This is a genomic window from Kitasatospora sp. NPDC057518, assembly GCF_042802075.1.
Taxonomy (GTDB): Bacteria; Actinomycetota; Actinomycetes; order Streptomycetales; family Streptomycetaceae; genus Kitasatospora.
Genome location: NZ_JBHVEU010000533.1, coordinates 1 through 5,587 on the forward strand (window position 1 = coordinate 1; position 5,587 = coordinate 5,587).

General features: G+C 74.6%; 5 protein-coding genes. 2 read left to right on the forward strand and 3 right to left on the reverse strand.

Features of this window, described 5'->3' with window-relative positions:
• Together ACFU7Z_RS35280 and ACFU7Z_RS35285 are read right to left on the reverse strand one after the other, a co-directional pair.
• The coding region (locus ACFU7Z_RS35280) for a DUF1524 domain-containing protein (protein WP_380782077.1) at positions 1–598 on the reverse strand (598 nt) is incomplete at its 3' end.
• A gap of 198 nt (positions 599–796) precedes the next feature.
• Entirely contained in the window at positions 797–2,212 is a 1,416-nt protein-coding gene (locus ACFU7Z_RS35285; RefSeq protein WP_380782079.1) for an amino acid permease, read from the reverse strand.
• Between the two features lie 457 nt (positions 2,213–2,669).
• Between ACFU7Z_RS35285 and ACFU7Z_RS35290 the strand changes: the two genes are divergently transcribed.
• The gene (locus ACFU7Z_RS35290; protein WP_049652123.1) at positions 2,670–2,885 is read left to right on the forward strand and encodes a hypothetical protein; all 216 of its coding nucleotides are present in this window, start codon (positions 2,670–2,672) and stop codon (positions 2,883–2,885) included.
• Positions 2,886–2,931: 46 nt separating this feature from the next.
• Here ACFU7Z_RS35290 and ACFU7Z_RS35295 read toward each other — a convergent pair whose 3' ends face one another.
• Positions 2,932–3,924: a deoxyribonuclease IV gene (locus tag ACFU7Z_RS35295; protein ID WP_380782081.1), complete on the reverse strand. Its 993-nt coding sequence runs from the start codon at positions 3,922–3,924 to the stop codon at positions 2,932–2,934.
• Between the two features lie 199 nt (positions 3,925–4,123).
• Between ACFU7Z_RS35295 and ACFU7Z_RS35300 the strand changes: the two genes are divergently transcribed.
• Positions 4,124–5,488 (forward strand): cytochrome P450, encoded by a 1,365-nt coding sequence (locus ACFU7Z_RS35300; RefSeq protein WP_380782083.1) that lies wholly within the window; start codon positions 4,124–4,126, stop codon positions 5,486–5,488.
• Positions 5,489–5,587: the final 99 nt, after the last annotated feature.

The following is a 5,587-nucleotide window of genomic DNA, read 5'->3' on the forward strand; positions in this document are numbered from 1 at the left end:
CGCTCAGGCCGTAGTACTGTTTCACCTGCACCCAGGCGCGGGCGTAGGTGCAGCGGTAGGAGGCCTGGGGGAGCCACTCGGCCGGGTCGCGGTCGCCCTTGGAGCGGTTGCTGCTCGCGGAGACCAGCAGCAGCTGGGGGCGGGTGACGTCGTTGGCGAAGGCCTGGCGCTGGGGGGTGGTCCAGGCCCAGGCGCCGGAGGCCCAGGCCTCGGAGAGCGGCACCAGGTGGTCGACGTCGAAGGAGGAGGCGTTGGTGGTGGTCGCGCCGTCGTACGGCGAGGACCAGTTGCCGCTGGTGGCCTTGCAGGAGGTGTCGGTGGCGACGTTGCTGCCGTCCCGCTTGACGATCCACTCGCGGGTGTCGCAGGTGCCGCTGACGGTGATCCAGGTCGGGAACAGCGTGCGGTCGTAGGTGTCGCCGTGGGTCTCCGCGGTGGCGGGCATCGCGGCGAGGTACGTGCGGGCGGTGGCCGCGGAGATCGGGGTCGGCAGGGCGGCCTGGGCGGGGGTGCCGGCCGTGACGACGGTCACGGCGGCGAGGACGGCGGCCACCGGTATGCAGGACAGGAACCGGCGTGCGGGTGCGCTGGGGGCCATGGCGGACGCTCCATCATCAGATCGGATGAACTGCTGAATTGCGTGCGCCAGTGTGGCGATTCGATGACCTACGCGGGTAGACCCGGGAAGTGAAATCCTCGTGCACATCGGACGTGCACCGGACAAGTCCGGCGCGCGCCACGGAGGTTCACGAGGATTTCAGGGGATGTGTCGGCTTCTCCGGCTGCCGCCGGGAGTTCAGTCGCGGCGCCGGCCCGCCATCCAGACGTAGACCAGGATGCCCGCGAACAGGAACAGGACGCCCTGGTAGACGGCGGCGTAGCCGGCCCCGGCGAGCAGCCAGATCGAGAAGGCGAAGGCGCCCAGGCCGAGGACGGCGTCGCGCACCAGCCGCCCGCCGTCGACCTTCTCGCCGGCCCCGCGCACCAGCCAGTACAGCTGGGCGGCGGTGGACAGCAGGTACGGCACCGTCGCGGTGAAGGTGGTGACCAGCACCAGCATGTCGAAGGCGCCCTTCGCGCCGCTGGCGAAGTTGAGCACGGTCAGCGCCGAGGCCAGCGCCACGCTGACCAGCACGCCGAAGGTCGGCACCCCGCGCCGCTCCTTGCCGAAGGCGGCCGGGAACAGGCCGTCCTTGGCGGCCGCGTACGGGGCCTGGGCGGAGAGCAGGGTCCAGCCGTTGAGGGCGCCGGTCATCGAGACCAGCGCGGCGACGGCGATCGCCGTGCCGCCCCAGGTGCCGCCGAACATCGCGTTCACGGCGTCCGAGAACGGCGCGGCGGAGTGGACGAGCTGCTGGTGCGCCACGGTGCCGAACACCGCGAGGGTGCCGAGCAGGTAGACCACCGCCGCACCGGCCGTCCCGAGCACGCTGGCCCGGCCGACGTTGCGCTCCGGGTCGCGGACCTTGCCGGCGCTCATCGCCGCCGACTCCACGCCCAGGTAGCTGAACAGCAGGATCGCCGCGGCGGCGGACATCCCGCCGGCCCAGCCCTGGCCGCTGGCGTCGAAGGGCCCGAGGTTCTTCGGGTCGAAGAAGAACAGCCCGCCCACCGCGACCAGCAGCAGCGGGACGAACTTCAGCACGGTGGAGACGAGTTGGACCGCCCCGACGTAGCGGGTGCCGGCCAGGTTGGCCAGCGCCGGCAGCCACTGGAAGGCCAGCGCGGCGGTGATCTCCAGCGGGATGGAGTGGTGCAGCGGCAGCAGCACGTCCAGGTACCCGACAGCGGCCACGGCGAGCGCGGCGTTGCTGACCCAGGTGGTGATCCAGTACGACCAGGCGGACAGGAAGCCGGCGAAGTCCCCGAAGGCCTCGCGGGCGTAGACGTACGGTCCGCCGGTGCGCGGGTTGCGGCGGGCCAGCTGCCCGAAGACCAGCGCCAGCGCGATCGCGCCCACGGTGAGCACCACGAAGGCGACCAGGCTGACCGTGCCGAACGGGGCCACGGCGGCCGGGATCATGAAGATGCCGCCGCCGATGATGTTGCCCATCACCAGGGCGGTGGCGGTCGTCAGCCCGAAGCGGCGGCCGCCCTTCCGCGGCGTCGGGCCGGGCGGTGCGGTGCCGGTGGGCGGGGAGTCGACCGGCCCCGGGGTCTCCGGGCCGCTCGGTCGGGTCGCCTGCCGAGGTGCGGCGGGACTGGTCTGCATGAGGGTGGTGCGCCTTTCGTGGTGCTGCTCCTGCTGCCGCCGGGTTGCGCGGCCGCGCTCGCTGCTGCTCCCGCCCGGTGGAGCGGTGGAGCGCCATGGAGCGACCGTTCATGCTCGGACCGGGCGGCACTGTGCACCAAATCGGCGGGATTTGTTCAGTTCGCCGGGTCCGTCACCGCAAGACTTGCGGTCGCGGGGCGGCCGGACGGGTACTCGTCCGGCGCCCTCCTCGCGGCTGTTCGACCGGATTCACGGACGTACGCCCGGATTCGTCCGGTCGGGGGAGTTGCCTCACCCGATTGCCTCAGCCCGGTTGCGGCGCGCGCCCGAAGCCGTGCGTTCGTGTGCCAACGTGGGCGCGGCGCCTCCCCGGTGGGGCGCGCCCAGCCCGTCGGGCGGCCGAACCGGCCGGTCGGGGGCGCGGGTTGAGGACCAGAGACGAACCAAAGGACAGCAGATGTCGCTTCGTGGGAAGATCCGCAAGCTCGCCGTGATCGTCGCCGTGGCCGGTGCCGTGGTGGCGGTCCCGACCTCGGCCATGGCGGGGGGCTTCGCTCCGACGCAGTCGGAGGGGCAGAGCCTGGAGTCCGGCTCCGCGGGCGTCGGCCTGTTCGGCCCGCACGCCACCTGGTTCAACTTCGCCGAGCACGGCGAGAGCGACTGCGGCTGCTGATCCCCTCCGCACCCCGAGCCCGGAGGCCGTCCGTCGGCCTCCGGGCTCACCGCTGTCCGGCGGCTGCGGCCTCCGGCAGCCTCGCGGCGCGGGCCCCGGTGCCCCGGACCGCCGCCCGCTCCCGCAGCTCCTTCAGCACCGCGATGTCCATCGCGTGCCCGGTGCCGTCCCCGCCGTGCTTGCGGTCCGGGGTCTCCACCACCAGCGGCACCCCGGCCGTCTCCGGGTGCTCGAACAGCTCGCGGAACGGCTCGGCGCCGATCATCCCGGCGCCGATGTTGGCGTGCCGGTCCTTGCGGGCGCCGACGACGTCCTCGGAGTCGTTGGCGTGGATCAGCCGCAGCCGGCCCGGCCCCGCGGCGGCGGCCAGGGCGTCCAGGGCGGCCGTCACCCCGCCCGGCTCCGCCAGGTCGTGCCCGGCGGCGAAGGCGTGGCAGGTGTCCAGGCAGACCCCCACCTTCGGGTGATGGTCCAGCGCCTCCATGTACGCGGCCAGCTCCTCCAGCCGCGAGCAGAGCGAGCTGCCCTGCCCCGCCGTCGGCTCCAGCAGCAGCCAGGGCGCGTCGTCGCCGAGCCCGTCCAGCTCCTCCAGCAGCGGCCGGACGTCCGACCGGACCTGCGCCATCGCCTCGGCCCGGCGCGAGCCGCCGCCGGGCGCGCTGCCGACCGCCGAGCCGGTGTGCAGGACGACGCCGAGCGCGCCGATGGCGTGGCCGCGGCGCAGCGAGTGCCGCAGCGAGTCGGCCGAGCGCTCCCGGGTGGCCGGGTTGTCCGAGCCGAAGTTGATCAGGTACGGGGCGTGCACCCAGGCCGGGACGCCCCGCTCGGCGCAGGCGGTGCGGAACTCCTCGTCCTGCGCCGGGTTGCCCGGGGGAGTGGCCCAGCCGCGCGGGTTGGCCACGAACACCTGGACCGTCTCCGCACCGACCCGGCCCGCGTACGCCAGGCCGGTCCCGGCCAGCCCGCGACCGGCCACCGGGACGTGCGCGCCGATCGGGTTGCGGAGGGCGGCGACGGACGGTACGGGTGCGGTGGTCATGGCCCCGAGCATGCCACGGGCCCGGCCCCGGTCGTCGGGCGGGCCGGTTCGGGAGGTCCGGAGGCCCGGCTCCCGGCGGCCCGAGGAAAAGGCTCTCTGTGCTCGATCGAGTGAATCCCGCCTGGAAACCGGGGACCGTGCCGTCCGCATCCGTCACGATCCGGGACCAGAGGACCGCACGACCACCGAGGAGGCAGCCGTGACCACCGCCGAGCCGGCCGAGACCGTCGACCTGCGTGCCGACCACCTGATCCGCGACCCCTTCGCCGCCTTCGCCGACCTGCGCGAGCGCGCCCCGCTCGCCCGCGCCACCATCCCCGGCGTGGAGCCGTTCTGGATCGCCGTCCGCTACCAGGACGTCCGCACCGTGCTGTCCGACCCGCGCTTCGTCAACGACGTGAACGCCGTCGACGGCCCCGTTCCCGACCACCTGACCGCAGACCGGCCCGCCGCCGACGGCCCGGCTCCCGACGGGACCGCCACACCCGTCCCCGTGCACCGCACCGAGCAGGTCTGGCGCGCTCGGGGTATGCCGCCCGAGTGCGCGCAGTACCTGCGCGCCGGGGTCTTCGCCGCGGACGGCGCCCGGCACCGCCGGATGCGCGGTCTGGTGCACCCGGCCTTCACGGCCGGCGCCGTGGAGCGGCTGCGCCCCCGGATCGAACGGCTCGCCGAGGAGTACGCCCGGGCGCTGCCCGACCACGCCGACCCGGACGGCGTGGTCGACCTGGTCGCGCACTTCGCGTACCCGCTGCCCGTCACGGTGATCTGCGAGCTGCTCGGCATCCCCGAGTCCGACCGCCCGCAGTGGCGCCGCTGGAGCTCCTACCTCGGCCGGGGCGCCGGGCCCGGCCTGGACGAGGCGTTGCGCGCCATGGTCGCCGCCGCCCGCTCGCTGGTCGAGCTCCGCCGGGGCGAACCCGCCGACGACCTGCTCTCCCGACTGGCGGCCGCGGAGGGCGACAGCCTCGCCCCGGTCGAGACCGTCTCGCTGATCCTCAACCTGGTCGTGGCCGGGCACGAGACCACCGCCACCCTGATCGGCAACGGCACGGCCGCGCTGCTCGCCCACCCCGAACAACTGGAGCTGCTCCGGGCCGACCCGGGCCGGCTGCCCGCCGCCGTCGACGAGCTGATGCGCTGGTGCGGCCCGACGATCGGTGGGGTGCCGCGCTACGCGACGGAGGACCTCACGCTGGCCGGCACCCTGGTCCGCAGGGGCGAGGCGGTGATGCCGATCCTGGCCGGAGCCAACCACGACCCGCGGGCCTATGCCGAGCCGGATCGCCTGGACATCTGCCGGGCGAGCACGCCGGACCGCGCCGGGCACCACGAGGCGCACCTGGGCTTCGGGCACGGCACCCACCGCTGCCTGGGCGCGGTGCTGGCGCACCAGGAAGCGGTGGTCGCCTTCGAGACGCTGCTGCGGACGTACCCGGAGTTGGCGCTCGCGGTCGGTCCGGAGGCCGTCGAGCGCGGACCGAACCCGGCAGCCTGGCACCTCGCCGCGCTGCCCGTCCGCCTCGGGCCGCAGGCCCCGGCCCGGGCAGCGGCCGCCGGCTGAGCCGGTCCACCGGGCCGCACGTACCCGACGCACCCGCCGCCCGGACACCCCCGAGACACACCCCGACGCGCCCGACCGCCGCCTGTGAGGTGAGCGAGG

Excerpts from the sequence above, each read along its gene's own strand:
- ACFU7Z_RS35285 (WP_380782079.1), bottom strand. The coding sequence starts at position 2,212 with ATGCAGACCAGTCCCGCCGCACCTCGGCAGGCGACCCGACCGAGCGGC.
- ACFU7Z_RS35290 (WP_049652123.1), top strand. The coding sequence starts at position 2,670 with ATGTCGCTTCGTGGGAAGATCCGCAAGCTCGCCGTGATCGTCGCCGTG.
- ACFU7Z_RS35295 (WP_380782081.1), bottom strand. The coding sequence starts at position 3,924 with ATGACCACCGCACCCGTACCGTCCGTCGCCGCCCTCCGCAACCCGATC.